The sequence below is a fragment of the Pseudomonas syringae CC1557 genome (assembly GCF_000452705.1).
Taxonomy (GTDB): Bacteria; Pseudomonadota; Gammaproteobacteria; order Pseudomonadales; family Pseudomonadaceae; genus Aquipseudomonas; species Aquipseudomonas syringae_F.
On record NZ_CP007014.1, the window covers coordinates 2,789,022 to 2,807,151 of the forward strand.

20 protein-coding genes, 1 tRNA gene and 1 pseudogene are annotated in these 18,130 nt (G+C 55.3%); 10 read left to right on the forward strand and 12 right to left on the reverse strand.

Annotated elements, in window-relative coordinates:
- Positions 1-211: 211 nt before the first annotated feature.
- Positions 212-301: pseudogene (locus tag N018_RS27430) on the reverse strand (two-component system response regulator BaeR); the annotation flags it as partial.
- Positions 302-528: 227 nt separating this feature from the next.
- Between N018_RS27430 and N018_RS12660 the strand changes: the two are divergent.
- The gene (locus tag N018_RS12660; RefSeq protein ID WP_025389823.1) at positions 529-2,259 is read left to right on the forward strand and encodes a tannase/feruloyl esterase family alpha/beta hydrolase; all 1,731 of its coding nucleotides are present in this window, start codon (positions 529-531) and stop codon (positions 2,257-2,259) included.
- Between the two features lie 187 nt (positions 2,260-2,446).
- Positions 2,447-2,520, forward strand: a tRNA-Cys gene (locus N018_RS12665).
- Positions 2,521-2,681: 161 nt separating this feature from the next.
- Here N018_RS12665 and N018_RS12670 read toward each other — a convergent pair.
- Positions 2,682-3,068, reverse strand: coding sequence for a YceK/YidQ family lipoprotein (locus N018_RS12670; protein ID WP_025389824.1), 387 nt, complete (start codon positions 3,066-3,068; stop codon positions 2,682-2,684).
- 168 nt (positions 3,069-3,236) lie between these two features.
- Here N018_RS12670 and N018_RS12675 point away from each other — a divergent pair, with 168 nt between their 5' ends.
- From N018_RS12675 to N018_RS12685, 3 genes are all read left to right on the forward strand, one after another.
- Positions 3,237-3,875 carry an isochorismatase family cysteine hydrolase gene (locus tag N018_RS12675; protein WP_025389825.1) on the forward strand — a complete coding sequence of 213 codons (639 nt, stop codon included), beginning with the start codon at positions 3,237-3,239 and terminating at the stop codon, positions 3,873-3,875.
- A 222-nt stretch (positions 3,876-4,097) separates the two neighbouring features.
- On the forward strand, positions 4,098-5,111 hold the full coding sequence (locus tag N018_RS12680; protein ID WP_025389826.1) for an isopenicillin N synthase family dioxygenase: 1,014 nt from the start codon (positions 4,098-4,100) through the stop codon (positions 5,109-5,111).
- 1 nt (position 5,112) lies between these two features.
- Complete coding sequence (locus N018_RS12685) at positions 5,113-5,499, forward strand: VOC family protein (protein ID WP_024645897.1); 387 nt, start codon at positions 5,113-5,115, stop codon at positions 5,497-5,499.
- Positions 5,500-5,663: 164 nt separating this feature from the next.
- Here N018_RS12685 and N018_RS12690 read toward each other — a convergent pair whose 3' ends face one another.
- Both N018_RS12690 and N018_RS12700 read right to left on the reverse strand, forming a co-directional pair.
- Positions 5,664-5,966, reverse strand: a complete 303-nt coding sequence (locus N018_RS12690; RefSeq protein ID WP_024645898.1) for a hypothetical protein — start codon at positions 5,964-5,966, stop codon at positions 5,664-5,666.
- 547 nt (positions 5,967-6,513) lie between these two features.
- On the reverse strand, positions 6,514-6,897 hold the full coding sequence (locus N018_RS12700) for a hypothetical protein (protein ID WP_195757176.1): 384 nt from the start codon (positions 6,895-6,897) through the stop codon (positions 6,514-6,516).
- Between the two features lie 728 nt (positions 6,898-7,625).
- On the opposite strand from N018_RS12700, the gene N018_RS12705 reads away from it, so the two are divergent.
- The gene (locus N018_RS12705) at positions 7,626-9,248 is read left to right on the forward strand and encodes a methyl-accepting chemotaxis protein (RefSeq protein ID WP_025389828.1); all 1,623 of its coding nucleotides are present in this window, start codon (positions 7,626-7,628) and stop codon (positions 9,246-9,248) included.
- 489 nt (positions 9,249-9,737) lie between these two features.
- Here the strand turns inward: N018_RS12705 and N018_RS12710 are convergent, their stop codons facing one another.
- The 3 genes from N018_RS12710 to N018_RS12720 all read right to left on the reverse strand — a co-directional run bounded on the left by N018_RS12710 (position 9,738) and on the right by N018_RS12720 (position 11,260).
- Complete coding sequence (locus N018_RS12710; RefSeq protein WP_025389829.1) at positions 9,738-10,772, reverse strand: site-specific integrase; 1,035 nt, start codon at positions 10,770-10,772, stop codon at positions 9,738-9,740.
- Positions 10,773-10,988, reverse strand: a complete 216-nt coding sequence (locus tag N018_RS12715) for a DUF4224 domain-containing protein (RefSeq protein WP_025389830.1) — start codon at positions 10,986-10,988, stop codon at positions 10,773-10,775.
- Between the two features lie 80 nt (positions 10,989-11,068).
- Positions 11,069-11,260: a hypothetical protein gene (locus N018_RS12720; RefSeq protein ID WP_025389831.1), complete on the reverse strand. Its 192-nt coding sequence runs from the start codon at positions 11,258-11,260 to the stop codon at positions 11,069-11,071.
- Positions 11,261-11,458: 198 nt separating this feature from the next.
- Between N018_RS12720 and N018_RS12725 the strand changes: the two genes are divergently transcribed.
- On the forward strand, positions 11,459-11,671 hold the full coding sequence (locus N018_RS12725) for a hypothetical protein (protein WP_025389832.1): 213 nt from the start codon (positions 11,459-11,461) through the stop codon (positions 11,669-11,671).
- A gap of 159 nt (positions 11,672-11,830) precedes the next feature.
- Here N018_RS12725 and N018_RS12730 read toward each other — a convergent pair whose 3' ends face one another.
- The 3 genes from N018_RS12730 to N018_RS12745 form a co-directional block, all read right to left on the reverse strand.
- A complete protein-coding gene (locus tag N018_RS12730) occupies positions 11,831-12,463 on the reverse strand; it encodes a hypothetical protein (RefSeq protein WP_025389833.1) in 633 nt (210 codons plus the stop codon).
- Positions 12,460-12,792 carry a hypothetical protein gene (locus N018_RS12735; RefSeq protein ID WP_025389834.1) on the reverse strand — a complete coding sequence of 111 codons (333 nt, stop codon included), beginning with the start codon at positions 12,790-12,792 and terminating at the stop codon, positions 12,460-12,462. Before N018_RS12735 ends, N018_RS12730 begins: the two co-directional genes overlap by 4 nt.
- Positions 12,793-13,246: 454 nt before the next feature.
- The gene (locus N018_RS12745; RefSeq protein WP_025389836.1) at positions 13,247-15,301 is read right to left on the reverse strand and encodes a DNA cytosine methyltransferase; all 2,055 of its coding nucleotides are present in this window, start codon (positions 15,299-15,301) and stop codon (positions 13,247-13,249) included.
- Between the two features lie 83 nt (positions 15,302-15,384).
- On the opposite strand from N018_RS12745, the gene N018_RS25745 reads away from it, so the two are divergent.
- Positions 15,385-16,326, forward strand: coding sequence for an HNH endonuclease (locus N018_RS25745; RefSeq protein WP_025389837.1), 942 nt, complete (start codon positions 15,385-15,387; stop codon positions 16,324-16,326).
- Here N018_RS25745 and N018_RS12755 read toward each other — a convergent pair.
- The gene (locus tag N018_RS12755; protein ID WP_025389838.1) at positions 16,306-17,073 is read right to left on the reverse strand and encodes a phosphoadenosine phosphosulfate reductase domain-containing protein; all 768 of its coding nucleotides are present in this window, start codon (positions 17,071-17,073) and stop codon (positions 16,306-16,308) included. The genes N018_RS25745 and N018_RS12755 overlap by 21 nt on opposite strands.
- A 104-nt stretch (positions 17,074-17,177) precedes the next feature.
- Between N018_RS12755 and N018_RS12760 the strand changes: the two genes are divergently transcribed.
- Positions 17,178-17,396: a hypothetical protein gene (locus N018_RS12760; protein ID WP_025389839.1), complete on the forward strand. Its 219-nt coding sequence runs from the start codon at positions 17,178-17,180 to the stop codon at positions 17,394-17,396.
- Positions 17,397-17,556: 160 nt separating this feature from the next.
- Complete coding sequence (locus N018_RS12765; RefSeq protein ID WP_024641805.1) at positions 17,557-17,763, forward strand: lipoprotein; 207 nt, start codon at positions 17,557-17,559, stop codon at positions 17,761-17,763.
- Here the strand turns inward: N018_RS12765 and N018_RS12770 are convergent.
- Positions 17,747-18,100, reverse strand: coding sequence for a hypothetical protein (locus N018_RS12770; protein WP_025389840.1), 354 nt, complete (start codon positions 18,098-18,100; stop codon positions 17,747-17,749). The two genes, N018_RS12765 and N018_RS12770, sit on opposite strands and share 17 nt — an antisense overlap.
- Between the last annotated feature and the right edge of the window lie 30 nt (positions 18,101-18,130).

The following is an 18,130-nucleotide window of genomic DNA, read 5'->3' on the forward strand; positions in this document are numbered from 1 at the left end:
GCGCTTGAGAGTGGTCATGATTATTGCTGCTTCAATACTTCGCAACACCCGAGCTAGACCGGACGCGGAGCGTCCAGAACGGCATACCGACGCAGAGCGTCGGCACGATAGGTGTTCCTTCGGACATTCATGATCATCGTTCCTCACTCCAGCGTGGGAACGCCTTTCTGGACGCTCCGCGTCCGATTCTCAGCGCTCGGCGCTGCGTGCCTCACAGCTCCAGCCGATAACCCACCCCATACCGCGACTGAATCGGGTCCTGCCCAGGGCAGGCCTGTTCCAGTTTGCGGCGCAGGTTGCGTTTTCCCCCTGCATTACCCTCACGGCCAGCGCGGGCCCGAGCAGCACCAGCCTGTCCGGACTGTTCAAGTCAGGCACCGGAGCCTGGAGTTTTGCGCCGAGGGAATCGTTGAAAGTTTTCTCGATTGCACTTGAATAACTATGATGCTGGAACTTTTCAACCGTACCCAGTGTGTGGCCATTGACGGGGCGCACTGCGGTTTTGATCCTTCATGAACAGGAGTTCTCATGAAACCCACGCTACCCCGATACACCCATGTCCTGATATTGCTGGCCAGCTCAGTCCTCTTTCAGGTTCCGGCTCAGGCCAGAACTTCGCTTTCAGCGGCCAGCGGCAACATCGCTCAACTCGCAGTGGTCAAGCCGGTAAAGGCCTGCGCTGCGTTAAGCGATCTGGAGCTCAGCGACATTGGCGGGCAGGGTAGTCGCGTAGTGTCAGCCAGCGAATCCACACGCGCCGGTATTGCCGTCTGTGTGGTGGAGGGACGGCTGGCACCGGAGATCGGTTTCAGGCTCGAACTGCCGACCGGCACCTGGGCGCAACGTTACCTGCAAGTCGGATGTGGCGGGCTGTGCGGCAACATCAACACGACAGTGCGCGCCGCCGAGCGCTGCAGGCCGCTGAATACTGGCGCGTTCGCCGTTGCAGCCACCGACATGAGACATCAGGCATCGGACACCACCTTTGGCGATGACCCGCAAAAGCGGATCGACTTCGCCCATCGCGCCGTCCACCTCACGGCGCTGGCGTCGAAGAAGCTGATCAGCGCCTTTTACGGGCAGCAAGCCGAATATGCCTATTTCAGCGGCTGTTCCGATGGCGGACGCGAAGCCTTGATCGAAGCCCAGCGTTACCCCGATGATTTCGACGGCATCATCGCCGGCGCCCCGGCGCTCAACTTTCAGGTGCAGAAAACGCTGTATCACGGCTGGATGACCCGCTCCAACACCGGGCCGGATGGCAAACCCATCCTGCTGGCCGCAAAGCTGCCGCTGCTGCACAAGGCGGTGTTGGCCAAGTGCGACGTGCTGGATGGGCAGATTGATGGCCTGATAGCGGACCCGCGTATCTGCCACTTCGATCCTGCTTCGCAGCAGTGCAAGACTGCAGCGGACACCAGCAACTGCCTCAGCGAGCCGGAAGTCGCAGCGGTCAAGCGTTTCTACGAAGGCCCGAAAGATCCCGCCAGTGGTGAGCGCTTGACCCTCGGTGGCCCACAGCCTGGCTCGGAACTGGCCTGGGCTGGCGTGTTCGTGCCGGTGGCTGCTGATCAGATCGCATACAGCGAAAAAGCTGCATCAGAGGCTATTCGCAACGTGGTATTCGAGAAAAACCCCGCAGCGGATTTCGACCTTCGCACGCTGAACATCGATAAAAACACGTTCGATAAACTGCGCCCGTTGCACGCGTTGTATGACGCTACCAACCCCGATCTCTCCTCATTTGCCAACCGTGGCGGCAAGCTGATCCTTTGGCACGGCTGGTCCGACCCGAACATCTCGCCGCTCAACACGCTGGCCTACCACGAAGCAGTCGAAGCGCAGATGGGCAAGGCGCGCGCTGAGTCGTTCGAACGCCTGTACATGCTGCCTGGCGTCTACCATTGCGGTGGCGGGGAAGGGCCGAGCCTGGTCGACCTGCTGACACCCATAATGGCCTGGGTCGAAAAAGGCCAGGCACCCGACGCCATCGTCGCCAGGCAGGCGATGCCCGACAAGGCGGGCAACAGACAGATCCCGGCACAGCAATCGGCGGCCGCGTTCCTGATCAATGATGATGTCGCCAACCGAGGCCGCACCCGCAAGGTATTCCCGTATCCGTACATGGCCGAGTATGACCACAAGGGCTATTCGAAACGCGCCAGCAGCTATCGACGCGCAGAGCCCTTGACCACAGAAAAAGCGCAACAATGGATGGGGTCAGCGTTCTTTCGGCCATACACACCTATCGAGCGCTAGACCGGCGGGGTAATTATTTTCGCCTCGTTCTTGACATGGCATGCGAAGCAGTAGAGAATTGCGTCCATTCCTGAACGAGGAATTGAAAAAAACCCTTAAGATTCAATGGGTTGGAAGCCAAAGAAATTGTGGTTTCCCATGCAGTTCAAAATACGTTTGATGTTGCGGTAAAACATTTGACGTTTGAGGCCGAGTAGCAAAATGGTTATGCAGCGGATTGCAAATCCGCCTACGCCGGTTCGATTCCGACCTCGGCCTCCACTATTTGAAAGCCCCGCAGATTAAAGTCTGCGGGGTTTTTTATTGAGCGCGGAAAAGGGGTTCCGAAACTTCCTCATTTGACTCTCCCGCCAATGCTCCGCGCTGGCCATGCTGGAGCGCGGAACGAGAGGTGCCCTGAAGAGCACCACTCACCCGCACAGTCACTCAAACCGACTCGCATTGATGTAGCCATACTGATTCTGCTGATAAATCGTGTAAGGCAGCAGCACGGTATCGGCGATTCCGGATGCACCCATGTCGAGCAATACCCACGCAAGACCGGCGCGTACCTGATTAGGGCTGGCTGATTGCGGCCCAGCGTTCAAATTACAGAAATCGAGCATGACCCCGCTGTACACCCGGGGTATCGATGAGCATGTTGATTTCCAGCGCGTGAGTTTTTCCCCGGCTACAGAGTCCGGCCTGAACACGGTATTGATTGTTCCGCATCCTGTCAGGGCCAGAGTGAGCAATAATATGCAGTGGATTTTCACCTGATGCGCACCGGTCATTGCCGATTTTTTTGATGCCACGCAACTCGATTTCATAACAACGTTCCTTGTATTTTCAGTGCGTTTGGGACGCCAGGTCGATCACCTTCGGTACAGTGCATTTGTCACTACTTGATTCAGCGGGTGGTCATACCTATACGGGCAGTAGCACGATTATTGCTTGCCAGGCCTGTCCAGCCAGTAAGCTCAATCGAGGTGATTTCCATGAGCAAGCCCCTTGTCCGGTGGCCGATCAACCCGCACAGAACAGCAGTCATCGTCGTTGACATGCAAAAAGTCTTTTGCGAGCCGCAGGGGGCGCTGTACGTCAAGCGCACTGCTGATATTGTCGAGCCTATCCATACTTTGCTGCACGCCGCCCGTGCTGCTCAGGTGGCGGTGGTTTATCTACGTCATATCGTGCGCGGTGATGGCTCGGACACCGGGCGCATGCGTGATCTCTACCCCAATGTCGACCAGATCCTCGCGCGCCATGACCCGGATGTCGACATCATTGAGGCGCTGGCGCCCCGGGCTGGTGATGTAATCATCGATAAGCTGTTCTACAGCGGCTTTCATAACACCGACCTGGACACCGTATTACGTGGCCGTGATGTCGACACCCTGATTGTTTGCGGCACGGTCACCAATGTCTGTTGCGAAACCACCATCAGGGACGGCGTGCACCGCGAGTACAAAGTCATTGCCCTGAGCGATGCAAATGCGGCCATGGACTACCCCGACGTGGGCTTCGGCGCCGTGTCGGCAGAAGAGGTTCAGCGTATTGCATTGACCACCATTGCCTATGAGTTCGGCGAAGTCACGACCACTGCTGATGTGATTCAACGTATCGAAAGCGCTTAGCGGCGCAGCCACTGTGCGCGGTTCTGGCCCGTTTTCAGTGCTCACGCATTCAAACCATGCGCTCTGTTTCAGACCGTTTGATCTGAAAAGCACGCGCAAAATGCTAACTCCTTGTAAGCATTGTGGAATTGATCAATGGCACAGTTTCTGCTCATGCCTCGCTGACCTTCACCCTCGCCGGTGAGCCTTTTCCGTGTTGTGTCAGCGAGAGGAATCAGCCGTATGACTCTGCAATATGTGCCCATCATCAACCTTGCTCCCTATTTTTCAGGAACACCGGACGGCAAGGCCGCCGTGGCGCAGGCGGTCAATCAGGCGTGCAAGGACCTCGGCTTTCTGGTAATCACCGAACACCAGATTCCAGATGAGTTGATTGAGCGGGTTTCACGTCTGACTCGACAGTTCTTCGATTTGCCACTCGCTGAAAAGCGCAAAGTCGACCGGCCAAGCCCGGAAATGGTGCGGGGTTACAGCGCAGTGGCTGAGGAGAGTCTTTCGTATTCACTGGAAGAAAGTGCGCCGGGCGACCTCAAGGAGTCATTCTCCATCGGGCCCAGTGATGTGCCCGCCGAGGACTACTACCACAACGCCGTGGCAGGCCCACACTTCGCGCCCAACGTCTGGCCAGCCGAAGAGCAGGTGCCAGGCTTTCGACAGGCTTACAGAGAGTATTTCGAGGCGATGAGCCAACTGGCCCAATCGCTGATGCGCCTGTTCGCGCTGGCACTGGAGCTGGACGAGTGTTTCTTTGATGACAAGATCGATCGGCACATCAGCATGTTTCGCAGCCTGAGCTACCCGGACATCAAGACCGAGGTCGAAGCCGGGCAGCTACGCGCCAGTGCGCACACCGACTACGGCAGCCTGACCATTGTGCGTCCCGACAACGCGCTGGGCGGTTTGCAGGTCCGCAACCAGAAGGGCGAATGGGTCGATGTGCCCTATGTCGAAAACGGTTTCGTGGTCAATATCGGTGACCTGATGATGCAGTGGACCAACGATCAGTGGATCTCCACCTTGCATCGCGTCGTCAACCCGCCCATGACCAGCGAGCAGGACAACCGACGTCAATCGCTGGTGTTCTTCCACCAGCCAAATTACGACACCCTGATCCAGTGCTTGCCCGGCTGCCTGCCACCCGGCGCAACGCCTCGCCATGCGCCAGTCACCTCCGGCGATCACCTGCTGGCCAAGTTCGTCAAACAGACGACCTTCGGCGGCAGCAAGGTGGCCTGACATGAATACATTGTCTTACGTAAACGTGTTTGCTCAGGACGTAATTGCCCTGAGCAGTTTTTATTCGGAGTTGTTTGGCTTCAGTGAAATTGAGTCGATCAGATCGCCGATCTTTCGCGGGCTGGACACCGGCAAATCCTGCATCGGCTTCAATGCGCTCGATGCTTACGAATTGCTGGGGCTGGATGAATTCGAAGGCAGCACCGGCTGCCGGTTCCTGCTGAATATCGATGTTGATGAACAGGAGGATGTGGACCGTCTTGTGCCAGTGGCGGTGGATCTGGGTGCCAGGTTGGTGAAGGAGCCGTATTTGACGTATTACAACTGGTATCAGGCCGTGTTGCTGGATCCTGAGGGGAATGTGTTTCGGATTAATTATATGTTTTGAGCGCCTGCCGACGTAGCGTGCGAGTGAAATCGCATAAGTGGCAGGCGGATTAATAACGCAAGGCAGGATACTGGGATGCTTAGTGGCCGCAGGTGAGGTGATTGCGTGCAAATGACTCTATTCAGGTTCGACGGCCTTTACGAGCAGATGGCTGGGAAAGCTCTCTATCTATCGAGTCTGTCGAGCGCTTCGTTCAGCGCCGAAATGGCTGATAGAGCCCATACGTGATGCTGTTCTGTGCTGTGGCCGAGCGTCACGTCGTATCCGAGCATTGACGATGCATGAGCGCGCAGACGCTCAATGTTTTCGCCAGCGTACGGGGCGCGCTCTTCCAAATAGTCACCCAAGCCTTTCACAAGGATGGATATCGCACTGAATGCCGCAGCACGCTGAAACAGATCATCCGTCCCACGGGCAGCGCTGAGAAGATCCTCTATTTTGTTGAGAGCCTGTTTTGGATCGTTCATTAGCAATCTCGGTGGGTGAACCTACATAGCCAAAAGCTACTACTCGATGTCCCCTGACGCTACTGTCATTCCATCCAGTCTGTATGCCTGGCCAGCGCGACGGCAGGACGACCATAGCTTACAAAGACGGCTTGATCGCCTATGACTCTCGCGCTGGGCACTAAACGACCCTTACAGACGACGATTGCAATAAGCTGCTGTAGACGGTCAAGGGCGCTCACTTCCTTTGTACAGGCGCTGCCTGCGACTTTGATGCCCTGATCGCCGCTACTTGTTAACGCAGCATCGGCACCGCTTGAGGCGTCTGATTATGTGTACGAAGGTGAAACGCTCTGGCTGATCCGTCATGACGAAAAGACCGGGTTCTGGAAGAGCAGGATCAGGCTTGATCGCTCAGCCGCTATCGGCTGCGGATCGCCATTAGCCCTGGCGGCAACGGACATGTGCGCCGCTGCCGCGGAAACCATTGAGGTGACCAAGATGCGGGATACGTGCACTGGTGGTTTGGTGAGGCCGCTGGTTATTCAGGGGGCGAGCGTTCAGTAGGTCAGGCTTTCTTTTGGTAGGGACTCATCTTCACAGCTAAAAGAGCTCGCTCCTTTGTCAGTGGCTTCATCACCCCCTTGGCGTCATCAAGCAGCATGTACAGAAAGTATCGGTCGTCCTGATCTCGTAATATCCGGTAAACCTCTGCATACACTTTCGAGCCAGGGGCTACGGTTCGATCTACAAGCAATTCATAGCTAACGATATGCAGGTTCTTCAGCGCCGCCTGGAAGTCTGCATTGATTCCGGCTTCCCACCGGTTACCTCCGCGCACGCTCAAGATGACTCCTACCAGCAGAATCAGCGCGAATCCCGCTAGCTCAAAAAGGTTCGTTCCCTGCTCCACGCGCCGATCTCCCACGATTCCTGATTCGCTGTTAGTCACTAATCTGCGGATATGGCCGGGATTATGGAGAAGGACCTGATGAAGCTACAAGCTTTCGCGTTGATTGCGTTTGCCCTTTCCGGGTGCGCCAACCACCCGGGCGATTGTGCGTTGGGGGTTATGAGGGATGACGATGACTGTCTGCCCGGGACTAAGAGTTATTAGCGACGTCATTGGGCATACGGAAAGTTTAGGAGCCCAACGAAAACGATTAGGTCGGTAGCTCGTGTAACTGGATGGCCGGGAGCGCAATGCATTGCACGTCATCGCTATGAAAGATACTTATGTGTTCATTTGAATTGGTAGAAGTATCTTAATCACTCGGTCGAGTTGTTTTTGTATGGAGGCTTAAGGTTTAGCATGAAGTTATCTTGTTAGGTTTTGCACGAAAAATCGGTGTGGGTAGAATTGCCGTCATGATTCTCTGGAGGTCCGCGCGGTAAAAGTAAGCAGTCGGCCTGCTTCAGTTTTCAATCAGCGTCAACACGGAAATTAATTATATATAAAATTTAATACAAAATATATCTTATTAAATATCAGGTAGTTAACTTGATATTAGGCCTTAATGCACCTCATGAAAACATTAATTTCTCACAGTACAAGCAAGAGGTGTCACTATGATGATGGCCAAGTGACATTATCTCTGCAGGGAATGAAGTCTGTAGCCGCTGCATGACTAAAATACCCCAATCATGCCAAGGAAAGGCTTGTTTTTCAGGACTGATAGAATGTTCGACAAACTCAGTATTTCGCAAAAGCTTTACTTTAGTTTTACCGTCATTGTCCTCTTCATAGCTGCTTTGGTCGCAAGTTCTTATAGAGGATTTGGACAGGTCGAAGATGCGACTGACTATAATCTCCATAGTTATCAGGTTATTCGCGCGTCACAATCGGCACTTGAGCAGCTTATAAATATAGAAACCGGTATGCGAGGCTTTGTCATATCTTCGAAAGATGTTTTTCTGGAACCGTTAATATCCGGTCAGAAACGCTTTTCTGAAGAGCTTGACTTGCTCAAGCGCTTGACGGCGGATAATTCAGAGCAACAGCGACGACTTGCCTCGCTTGGCGAGATGCAGAAACGTTGGCTTGATGAAGATATCAATCCAATCCTCGCCATGCGCAGGGATCTGACCGCGCGCAACACTTCCTCTGACGAAGTGGACAAGCGCGTTACATCAGGCGCCGATAAAGCGAAGATGGACGGCATGCGAGCTACGCTTGCCGAGATCACTGCTGAGGAGAACAAGCTACTTGTGACGAGAAGCCAGCAAATGGTCGACGCCAAACATTTTGCCATACTGGTATTGATCTACGGTGGCCTTGCAGCAGCGCTGCTCTCTGCAGTCCTTGCTACTGCACTGGGGCGTAGCACTACCGCACGCCTACAACTGGCGATTGATGCTGCCACCGCAATTGCCAACGGCAAACTGGATACTGTGATCGACACAAGCAGTCGTGATGAGCTGCCCAAAGCCTTCGACCGGATGCAAATCCGCTTGCGTGAAATGATTCAACAGATAAGCCAGGCAGCCAATCAATTGGTAGTTGCCGTGCAGCAGATTTCCGGGGCGTCCGAGCAACTTTCCGGGGCGATTCAAGAGCAGTCAACGTCGGCATCTATGATGGCTGCTACCATCGAAGAGCTGACGGTCAGTATTCATCATGTTTCTGAAAACGCCGATGAGGCTCACCAGCTTGCCAGCCGCTCAGGTCAGCAATCCAAAGATGGTGCACTGGTCATCGAAAATACCCTGTCGAGCATGAATGGTATAGCCAAGACTGTGCAGCTCTCGTCTGCTCAAGTTGCAGATCTGGGTCAGCACTCCGAGCATATTTCGTCAATTGTCAGTGTTATCCAAGGCATCGCCGATCAGACCAATCTGCTGGCGCTTAACGCCGCCATTGAAGCTGCTCGTGCCGGGGAACAAGGTCGCGGATTTGCTGTGGTTGCCGACGAGGTGCGCCTGCTGGCTCAAAACACCGGCAAGTCGACCAAAGAGATCGCTGGCATGATCGAGAAAATTCAGGCGGGTGTCCGGGAGACGGTCGAAAGCATGCGCACTGGTGTAGTGGAAGTCAACCAGGGCGTCGAGATGGCCGGGACTGCGGGTCAGGCCATCATCGAGATCCGTGACAGTTCAAGCAAAGTACTACAAGTGGTTGATCAGATTTCCTTCGCTTTACGTGAGCAGACTGCAGCCAGCCAGGATGTAGCACGTAATGTAGAGCGGTCGGCGCAGATGTCCGAACAAAACAACATGTCGGTTCAGGAGCTGCTCAAAACCAGCGGAGGTTTGAAAAGCCTCGCCATCAGCCTGCAGCAGGAAGTGAGCAAGTTTCAGCTTTAAGGCTTTTAATTAGAGTTCCTGTTTTAGTCTCATTGAGCTAAGCGAATCCATAAAACTAATTGTGCGTGCTGCTTAATCATCTGCTCCTGGGTGGGGCAAAATGGCCAGTCGTCTGTGTAGTCGATACTCATGACGGGGGAGTCTCGAGTACTGTATTTGCATACAGTATTTGAGTCTTTCGGATTTGGTGAGTGGTGTTCGTCGGCAGGACGCCGGGGAAGGAGTTTTTAGGAGTTGCGGCAAGAATCTAAAATTGCGGCAATTTAAACAAAAAGGGCCTACGCACATACAGCGCGTAAGCCCTTTATCTATATATGGTGCCCCGAGCCGGGGTCGAACCGGCACGTCCAAAGGACGAGGGATTTTAAGTCCGTAATTTTATCCTTTATAAACATATAGTTAGAGATAATCCTGCACCGCATGACACGTTAATTACCTGCCTTGCAGCCCTTTAAATTCAAGGGGGTAAAAATAATTGCGGTGCAGAATTCACTTGGTTGGAGTGACCTTTTTCCCGATCCTTTTGCGGATGTAATTCTCGGTCATCACCACGGTGGTGTGCCCGAGCTGATCGCGGGCTTGAAGGATATCGCCGCTCGACTCAGCCTTATCCGTGCCGGCTTTCGCTCGCAGGTCTCGCATCTGAAATTCTCCCTTCTCCACACCGGCCGCCTCGCGTGCCGCGTCAAATCTCCCTCGCAACATACTGCTCGTCATGGGCTGGCCGTTGTCCATAACGATCAGCCTGGAGGTGCGCATCCTGTGTCCTTCCTTTCTGGTCATAATGCGGTCAATGACCACCTTCAGCTCACCTGTAATTTCAATCCTCCTTTTTGCATTCGTTTTGCCTTGCTGAACCCATAGTCTGCCGTCGCGTATATCGCGCTCATCCATTTTCAGCGTGTCCGCGATCCGCTGCCCGGTCAGATAGAACAGGTCCAGAGCATCGCGCAACGGCTGTTCTGCGTGGCTGTAAACTAGGGCAAACATTTCGTCCTCGATGTAATGGTCTCGCCCAACTTCCTTGTGACCCTTAACACCCGCACACGGGTTGGCCAGCGCCGTGTAGCCGGCGCTCCTTGCAAAATTCCAGATAGCACTCAGTAGCGCCTTCTCCCTGTTTGCCCGGACAGGAGCAGTCTTTCCTCGCTGGCGCAGGTACTGCACGACGTGTTGAGGTTCGATCGCTTCCAGCGGTGCTGGAGGATCGTCGAAGAACTTCAGAAGCTGCTTCAGCTCCCTGGCGTTGTCTTTCTGCGTGGCCGGGCTTTTGGTCGGCACCACCTCGATCATGTACTTCTCCGCGACATACGCGAAGGTCAGCACCTGCTGTACGAGAGCCGAGGATGTTCGGCTCTTCTCCAGCTTGGCGTACTCGACGATTGCCATGCCATAGTCAGAGCCGAGTGGGATTTCCTTTCGCGGTGAACCTCCGATGTCATAGTAGTAATAGACGACCCCGCTGCGCTGTTTACGCTTTCTGAGGCGTGTGACGCTGTCGGGATTAATAGGCTTTCTTCCCATTTATCCCACCAGCCGTGGCTGCCATTTAGGTTTGCCTGTAGTCGTGGTGGTCACGGCTTCGCCTGTCAGCGCCGATGCAATGACGCACGGCCAGCCACTTCGTTTAATCGTGTGCCGAATCCCGTTCCGCTTTAACACTGTTATTTGCCCGGCTTTCGTTTTGGCACCGGTTAGGGTGCACACCTCTTCGTGCGACAGAAAATGAATTTCGCCCATCAGTAGCTCCTGCAGCCCGCTCAGGACTGCCATTTTTAGATATTGAAATGAATGCGGGCCGCGCTGGGCGGCGGAAGGGGTTATAGATTGACGATGAGGCTGTTGGGGTCGAACGGCTTGCCCTCTGGGTCGTGGACCAGCTCAGGGACGTGCTGGCGAATGAACTCGTCGAAACAGACCGGGCAGTAAGTTCGATATTTAGTGGTCAGCTGGCCGTGCCCCTTGTAATCGCACTTGGGACACTTGATCGCACTGGGGTGGACGAAAGCCATCGTGATTCCGGCGCCGCTCATTTCTACTTTCATGGGCACGTCTCCGCCCACCGATCCGGCAGGCTTTAAATGGAAAGGGGATATCAGGCAGGTGCTGCTTTTCACTGCTATCTTTCAACGACCGTCAGCGGACGTTCGGTTGTATGACGCAAATGGCTTTCAGGATTCAGCCGCGCATAGCCTCATAGGGGTAGCGTCATGCAATGCACCACAGTCACGAACGAAGTCTACGGACCGTATAACGCCCAGCTGGGTCGGCGTGCTGCCGACGGCAACATATGGCTGGGCAGGACTCTGGTATTCAGAATCATCGATGACCGCGTCTACTCGATGCACGAGCAGTACCTGGGCAGGCTCAAGTACGGCATGGCGATGACTGATAGGGGGGAGCTGATCTTTGTTGTGAGGTAGGTCACGTAGCTGGCCGCTGCCATTCAAGATGAATGCAGTGTTACTTCACACGGAGGTAGAACCCTTGCAAGAGCCCATGTTATTGCTCGGACTGGCCGCGTTCACCTGTGCAGTCGCTGCTGCGGTGTTCGCAATCATGATTCTCAAGGGCAAGTAGGTTCAGGGCGTCACGCGCTTGAACTCGACGACCCACACCCATAGGTTGCTGTTCCACGAGTCGGAACCGTTGATGAATGACCAAAGGCAGTAGAAGAGCTGCGCAGCGGTCAGCGTCTCATCGAGGTCTGGTGCTGCGCGCAGGAAGTCGACGCCTTCTGCCTCTGCCTGCTCTTCGCTGATGTCCTGCAAGCGCTCAACGCGCACGTCGGTTATCTCCAGCAGGATGCGGCTGACCCAGCGCGGCATGTGAATGGATGGCCGAGTTTTGCCTGGCGTGATCATCGAGCATCCGGTTTGCCTTGAGGCGCCATCCGCCGGGTACTGAATCGGCTCTCCGTGGCTCAGCTCTCGCGGCGCTACCTCATTAACCTGCGCATCAGCCTGCCAGGCCTCTCGCACCCATAGCCGGTCACCGGGTTTTCCGTGCGGGCAGTTACTGCTGACAAAGTGTTTTGTCACCGGCTTGCCGTAAATGTCTTGCCCGTAGTTGGCACCACCTACACAGAAATTACCGCTCGCATCAATGTGCGGTTGAACCTTGAGCGTCCGCCGCGTGACTGTCTTCTGCCCGGACAAGATTGCGCGCACCATCGGCGCACTGAACAGGATCGGTCTTTCCTTGGCCTGGGTCATGGCGTTACCACCCGCCGTGCCCACCAGCAGACCGGGCCATCGTCTGTGTCATGAATAGCCAGGCAGAACCAACCTTCACCATCAGGGCGATCCGGCTCCCAGTAACTGCAGTCAGGGTCGCCCGCTTCGAAATAGCGATCAGCAACAGCTTTGTCGCTTGCATACTCAAGTTCGACCATCCCCACTTCTAGCGCTTGTTCAGCGACCCAGGCTTTGCATTTCTCGCCGTCGCCCTCGTCGAAGTCCGGCATATCAGGATGTTGAAAGAAACCATTTTCGTCGCGAATGACGGGGGCTTGCTGGATGAACACGATCTTTTGTTCGGGCATGACTTCGTCCTTGCCGCTATAGCGGCTTAATGGATTGATTTCCAGATTATTTATGCCAACATCCGGGGCTTTCTTATAAGGAGTAGTTATGAAGTGGTCTGAGGTCTTGTCAATTGTTAGCTCGATTGCCTCAATTACCGGGATGTCACTATTGACAGCGGGCACCGTTATAGGGGAGGGGAACCCTAGGCAATTAGCTTGGATAGTGACGACAACTATATGTGCGGCAATGTTATGTATCGGATGTTTATACGCCGTTGCTCAAGGGTTACGATGGGCTGACAGGGTCTATTTGCTGGATGAGCCCCCGTCGGTGCGATTCATTCTTTGGTGCTTTTTTGGATCGTTCTTATTGATCTTTTCTTTGTTTTTTTTGATTGGCGCTTGGTACGCTCTTGAAGAGGTGTGGACCTTGCAGATCCCTTGAAAGCTTTTAGAATCGTGAGCACATCACTTACGCTGCTAAATCTTCATCACAAAGTACTTTCCAAGGGTTGTTTGCTCGAGCAAGTGCAGCCATCGGCGGCGGGCTGACGCTGTTGCCGCACATGTGAACCTGTTGGGTTTTGGTGAACGGCTTGCCGTCGGCGCCGTGGGTGATGACGTAGTCGGCTGGGAAGCCCTGAGCCTTGTACAGCTCGGACGGCTTGAGCATCCGCAGGCAGATGTCGATGATCACGTAGTGCGTGCCCTTGACCATGACGGTGACCAGCGCCAAGCGATCCTTGGTCGTGATTGTGGGCGCTGGTTCGCCTGCGCCGCTGACGTTCTCGGTCCCGTAATAACTGATCAGGAATGCGGCTACGCGTAGTGCACCTTCCTCATGCTCCGGGGAGAGCTTGAGCGATACGATAGAGCTTTTACCGCCGCCACCGGCAGTAACGGTAGGCGCTGGCTCATCCAGATGCTGGCCGACGCTGGCACCGAACTGCTTTTCCATGAACGCGGTGACCAGTCCGTGGTGCTGGCCGCCGGCGCTGATCGTGTGCAGAGGTTCGGCGGTGTCCCGCGCGTCACAGTTGCCGCGAAGGTGCACCAGGCTTGCGGCCACCAGCTGCTGCTGGCTTCCGGTGTTGGTGACCGTCGTCATTGGCTCGTCGACGCCCTTGGCGTGCGTCGTGTTGAAGCCTCCGTTCATCTGAGCCATGAACACCGTAGACACTCCCATCGCGTGGGCTGCACCTGCAGGCCGTTGATAGTTCCCTCCACTGGTAATGGTTGGCAGGGGGTCATCCAGCGTTTTGCCTGCATCATCAAATCGAAACTTCACCAGGTGCGCAGCGGCAATGGCGTACTTTCCGCCCGATGCCATGATCGTACCGAGCGGGTCATGCATATCGGCGCGGCGCGGCGCGGCTCCCGGCTTATCTCCGTTCCCAAGCTGCACGAGACTTGCCGCTGCGACACCACGGTGGTTCTGGGCGAGCAGGGTCCCCATCGGCTGCTCGGCAGATGTTGGCTTGCCCGAGTATTCAGGCCCTCCAGCACCCACCATTACAGGGCTGACTACTGAGAATGCGCCACCCTTTGGATATGAAGTCACCGTTCGCAGCGGCTCGTTGGCCGATTGCACCGTCTCGCCTGACCAATTTGCAATTGGGACGATGAACGGGGCCAGGTTGTCGATGACGAACTTCTTCATGCCCTTGGCGACTCGGCGCAAGGTGGCGGGGGCCAAGTCTTTCTTGCGTCCGAATATGCTTTTGCCCAGGTCGGTGAAGTCGATGCACTCTGCAGCGGTCTTCCAAGGCTTCTGGCCTTTGGCGGGGCGCTTGGCGTGGGTCGGCTCCGGCCACACAATCGGCTGCCCATCGCAGCGGGCAATCATGAATAGGCGTTCCCGACTGGTAGGCGCGCCGAAGTCACACGCTCGGATCACGCGCCAATCGACGGCATAGCCCAGGCGCTTCAGTTCGGCCACGAACACCGCCCACGTCTGGCCGCGCCGCGTAGGGTCTGGCACCAGAAACTGCTGATCGACCGGCACAACCTCACCAGGTGCGGCAATGCCGCCGCCCAGTTTCACGACCCGGCCGGTTGACTTGCAACGCTTGGCTACCAGCGGGCCCCATTGCAGGATCTGCTTCACATTCTCCAGGCTGATGACACGGGGTTGCTTCTTGCCTGCCCACTTCAAGCCGATCCACGACAGGTTACGGATCTCGCGCTTGCGTGGCTGCCCGCCAGCGGCCTGGCTGTGGTGGGTGCAATCCGGGCTCATGTGGAACCAGCCCACTGCCTTGCCACCGCATTCGGTATCCGGATCGCCGTCGAATACATCGGTCGTGAAGTGCTTCGCACTCGGGTGATTCACGGTGTGCATGCTGATCGCTGCAGGACTGTGATTCTTGGCCACGCTGACGGTGCGCCCAAGGCCCATTTCAAGCCCGGTACCAGCGCCTCCGCCGCCGCAGAAGAAGTCCACAACGATCTCATCGTCTTGCGGACTGAAGCCAAGGCCGTACTGGGTTTTAAAATCGAAGGGGTGTTTCTTCTGGTGGGCGGACATAGATTATCCTCGCTGGTGTGGCGCAATTGTTTAAATTGGGGTACTTCTTATCCGCGCGGCATGAGGCCGGGATAGGTGTAGGTATGCAAAGAGATGATATAGAAGCGGCCGTGTTGCTTTTCCGCAGCGGTGTTCGCCCATTCAGCTATCGCAGGCCGAATTGGTTTTTTATAGCAGGAGATGGTATTGGCTATCCATTGAAGTATATCTATGCTATGGCTCTAGGGATTGGATCTTTAAATACAAATACATCGGCAGCTAAACGACAGCTAGTTGAATTGGGTTATGATATTTTTCGCTCTGCTGATAGAAGTTTCTCAAGAGTTTTTTCGTCTGAAATTGATTTGAGCGATGATTCTGGTCTAGCCGAACTCCGCATTCCAGCAGAGCAGCTACGAAAAGTTACTGCTGACCATATTTGGGCCGCTGTTCAGGCACTTCTCCACGGCGTCGAGGCTATAGGCTTTGGTCCATCCGTAGATTACGATCTACTGGTCGAGGACGGGGTTAGGTTAGCGCCCAAGCAGGTATTTGGGCTCGCGGCAACCTTAGCTTTGGGATTCACGGTTGGGCCAGGCCATTTTCACGGTGGTTTGAATACGGTTTGTTTTGAACTGTTAGAGGCCGCGGGCTATACGGTTATCGCCAAAGGTGAACAACCCAAATTTCAGGATGCACCCATCGATATTGAAGAGAAAGTTTGGCTAGAAGGAAGTAAAAAACTAGTTTCTCACCTTCGCAGGGAGCGAAAGCCAGGGCTGGCCCAAGCTAAGAAAGCGTCATTTATAAAGAAGCACGGCAAACTTCGTTGCGAGCAATGCTTACTGGATCCTGTAAAAACGTATGGTGAGTACGGGGACGCTTGTATTGAGGTGCACCATGACACTGTTCTAATTTCCGAAATGAACGATGATCATGCAACGACCTTGGACCAAGTGCGGTGCTTGTGTGCCAACTGCCACCGTGTAGTGCATCGCGCATTGAGGGAGCAACTAAAGAGCGATTCATCCACCGCAGTAGCCTGAATCGCACTTGCCTGCGGGAAACAGCTGCATTTGGTCCCTCGACCTAGGCGCGTCGGCCCACTGGATAACGGCCCGTATGCCGACAGCGTTTTTTCGACGTGCTGATCTGAACATGACCCGAGGTTTGCCCTTGGCGGTGAACCCCAGTTCGCGCTCCGTGACATCGATGAGCTCAATCCGGTCTTCGGACAGAAGCCGCAGCTCGTCGATGTTGGCGTTAATGCACGGCTCGCATTCGCGGGACCGATGCGGCAGGACCTTGAAACCCGCGCGAGCTAACAGCTCGTTGCGCATCCCGTCGTCGTGGCGCACCAGCGGCTGCCACAGCTCACGGCCTCCATGTCGCTCCGATTCCATCACATGCTCTGGCGCATCTGCGCGGTGGGCGCTTTCCGACCGGCGAACACCGGTCATGGTCGTGGCCAATTTTTTTGGGTCATGCTCATCAAGCCAGCGCAGGGCCGGTAGCACCTTCAGCTCGGCGGTGCAAAACTGGCCTTGGCCCCCAGCACCAGGCCAGCCGCACTTGCGTTTCACCAAGGCAACCATACCTTCTGATTGGGTTTGGAACGTGCGAAAGCCATAGGATTGAGCCAGTGCCTCGCCCTGCGCAACCCGAGCTGGCCACTGCACCGCAGCCCAGCCGGTGTCGGAGTACAGGCAGACGACGTCTTTGAGCTGCCGTTCGTGCGCCCATTGTATCAGCGCGATGGAGTCGTTCCCGTAGCTGCAGAAAAGGACGTGCATTGCAATCTCCAGTGCAGGTGCCGCCCTCCGTGTCCGGTGGTGGCAAATTGGTTTGGGATGGAGTATTACGGATGCCCGGCATGGAGCCGGACAGGGAGATTTAAATGTCTGAAGATCTATCGAAAATTTACGAACAGGCTCTTGTCGCGGTCATGGCGGTGGCTCAAGCAAAGGGCGTTACCTTTGAAGAGTTGTCCGACGGCGCGAGCGAGCTGCTAGCTCAGGAGGGCAGCAAGGTTTGCTTCATAGATCGTCGTGATGTTGATGAAGTTACCCTTGCGATCACCCTTGGGCAGGCGAGACTCAACGGGTTGGTGCAGTAACCCGAGCCGCTCAATGAGCGGCTTTTTTATGCCACCTGCGTAGGCGGGTTCATGGCGAAGTAGATACGGGCGCCGCCCTCCGGTAGCCGGTGGTGGCAAATAGCTTGGGGGTGAGCTATAGATGATGACCGGCATGGAGCCGGGCACTAGGAGCTGTACTTTGAAGAAGTCGATTTTTGCTTTATTTGCCGCCGTAGCCGTGTTGGCTGGCTGTTCAACCGCAGGGCCTTACGTGACCAACATCTCAAGCGATGGCAGAAACGGCCTGAATATTGAAAAGTGCTCTGTGCAGATGAATGCTTTCATGGGCACGGTGACTAACATCAATTGCATCAGCCAGAACGTTCAGCTCAGTCGCAGCAATTGATGGCGAGCGGTGAGATGAGCTCGTCTGATTCGTCTTGGTCGGCGCTCCGGATATTCCTGACGCCCGCGTCGTAGATTGCCCGCGCCACGGATTCGCTAACCACGATTTCGTGGCGCGGATAAGTCAGGAAGGCATCAAGCTCTTCATCATCCATCAAATCCATCTTCATGATCGCGATCTGCAAGACCTCGCTGATGATGGGCATCTTGCCGCGCTGGCGAACCCGATTCAGGGCCTGCTCAATGCCAGGCCGAACCCGGTGGCGCAGCTCTTTCTCGGCGACCAGTTTCCGCTTCAGCGCCGTCTTGGCTGATCGCTCTTCTTGATCCATCGCCATTAAACCGCTCCTGTAAGCCGCTGGGCGGCA

Excerpts from the sequence above, each read along its gene's own strand:
- N018_RS12660 (WP_025389823.1), top strand. The coding sequence starts at position 529 with ATGAAACCCACGCTACCCCGATACACCCATGTCCTGATATTGCTGGCC.
- N018_RS12670 (WP_025389824.1), bottom strand. The coding sequence starts at position 3,068 with ATGAAATCGAGTTGCGTGGCATCAAAAAAATCGGCAATGACCGGTGCG.
- N018_RS12675 (WP_025389825.1), top strand. The coding sequence starts at position 3,237 with ATGAGCAAGCCCCTTGTCCGGTGGCCGATCAACCCGCACAGAACAGCA.
- N018_RS12680 (WP_025389826.1), top strand. The coding sequence starts at position 4,098 with ATGACTCTGCAATATGTGCCCATCATCAACCTTGCTCCCTATTTTTCA.
- N018_RS12685 (WP_024645897.1), top strand. The coding sequence starts at position 5,113 with ATGAATACATTGTCTTACGTAAACGTGTTTGCTCAGGACGTAATTGCC.
- N018_RS12690 (WP_024645898.1), bottom strand. The coding sequence starts at position 5,966 with ATGAACGATCCAAAACAGGCTCTCAACAAAATAGAGGATCTTCTCAGC.
- N018_RS12705 (WP_025389828.1), top strand. The coding sequence starts at position 7,626 with ATGTTCGACAAACTCAGTATTTCGCAAAAGCTTTACTTTAGTTTTACC.
- N018_RS12710 (WP_025389829.1), bottom strand. The coding sequence starts at position 10,772 with ATGGGAAGAAAGCCTATTAATCCCGACAGCGTCACACGCCTCAGAAAG.
- N018_RS12715 (WP_025389830.1), bottom strand. The coding sequence starts at position 10,988 with ATGGGCGAAATTCATTTTCTGTCGCACGAAGAGGTGTGCACCCTAACC.
- N018_RS12720 (WP_025389831.1), bottom strand. The coding sequence starts at position 11,260 with ATGGCTTTCGTCCACCCCAGTGCGATCAAGTGTCCCAAGTGCGATTAC.
- N018_RS12725 (WP_025389832.1), top strand. The coding sequence starts at position 11,459 with ATGCAATGCACCACAGTCACGAACGAAGTCTACGGACCGTATAACGCC.
- N018_RS12730 (WP_025389833.1), bottom strand. The coding sequence starts at position 12,463 with ATGACCCAGGCCAAGGAAAGACCGATCCTGTTCAGTGCGCCGATGGTG.
- N018_RS12735 (WP_025389834.1), bottom strand. The coding sequence starts at position 12,792 with ATGCCCGAACAAAAGATCGTGTTCATCCAGCAAGCCCCCGTCATTCGC.
- N018_RS12745 (WP_025389836.1), bottom strand. The coding sequence starts at position 15,301 with ATGTCCGCCCACCAGAAGAAACACCCCTTCGATTTTAAAACCCAGTAC.
- N018_RS25745 (WP_025389837.1), top strand. The coding sequence starts at position 15,385 with ATGCAAAGAGATGATATAGAAGCGGCCGTGTTGCTTTTCCGCAGCGGT.
- N018_RS12755 (WP_025389838.1), bottom strand. The coding sequence starts at position 17,073 with ATGCACGTCCTTTTCTGCAGCTACGGGAACGACTCCATCGCGCTGATA.
- N018_RS12760 (WP_025389839.1), top strand. The coding sequence starts at position 17,178 with ATGTCTGAAGATCTATCGAAAATTTACGAACAGGCTCTTGTCGCGGTC.
- N018_RS12770 (WP_025389840.1), bottom strand. The coding sequence starts at position 18,100 with ATGGCGATGGATCAAGAAGAGCGATCAGCCAAGACGGCGCTGAAGCGG.